Source organism: Aliidiomarina sp. (assembly GCF_047920995.1).
Classification (GTDB): Bacteria; Pseudomonadota; Gammaproteobacteria; order Enterobacterales; family Alteromonadaceae; genus Aliidiomarina.
The window spans coordinates 1-719 of record NZ_JBLRWZ010000088.1 but is presented as its reverse complement, the minus strand read 5'-3'; the positions used below and the strand labels follow the sequence as shown (position 1 = coordinate 719).

Annotated in this window: 1 protein-coding gene; it reads right to left on the bottom strand. The window is 44.5% G+C overall.

Annotated features, from left to right (window positions below; all coding sequences use genetic code 11):
• On the bottom strand, positions 1–487 hold a 487-nt coding region (locus tag ACNA7P_RS11230; RefSeq protein WP_416258711.1), incomplete at its 3' end, for a PstS family phosphate ABC transporter substrate-binding protein.
• Between the last annotated feature and the right edge of the window lie 232 nt (positions 488–719).

The window sequence follows — 719 nt, the reverse complement described above, 5'->3', positions numbered from 1 at the left end:
GTCCCCAACGCGTGATGTCTTCACTGTTACCACAACGGCGTGTTGCAGAGAAAATCGCGTCAACTTGAGGAATGGTCAAGCCTTCGATTGGGTTATCTTTGTTGACATAAACCGCAACCATGTCAATTGCCACCGGTAATTCTGTTGGCGCATAACCAAATTTCTTTTCAAATTCCTGAATTTCAAACTGGCGCATACCACGGCTCATCGGAGCCAGAGTTGCAGTACCTTCTGTCAAAGCAGGTGGCGCAGTTGAAGAACCGGCACCTTGAATCTGAATGTTAACGCTTGGGTAGAATTTGTTGAACTCTTCAGCCCACAACGTCATTAAGTTATTCAACGTATCAGAACCGATACTGTTTAAGTTACCTGAAACGCCAGAAACCGGTGAATATTCAGGCAAATTAGGATCAACATCTGCCATGGTGACAGACGAGAATGCCAGCGTAACCGCGGCACCTATCGTTGCAAGTTTTGATTTGAACATGAGTGTTCAGCTCCATTGGTTGAGAGAAAATAAAGCAACTAAAAGCTACTTACTCAGCAAGTATCAAGAAAGTCTGTGACAAGGGTATTAAGCTAATATGACAGTTAGATGACACCTATCACGTCAGGCATTTAATTTTTCAGCGTCAACCAATTGCTGTTGTGGAAAAAAGCAGGTAAAGGTCGCGCCCTCATTAGGTGCACTGGTAATGGTTAAGCTGGCGTTGTGCCGA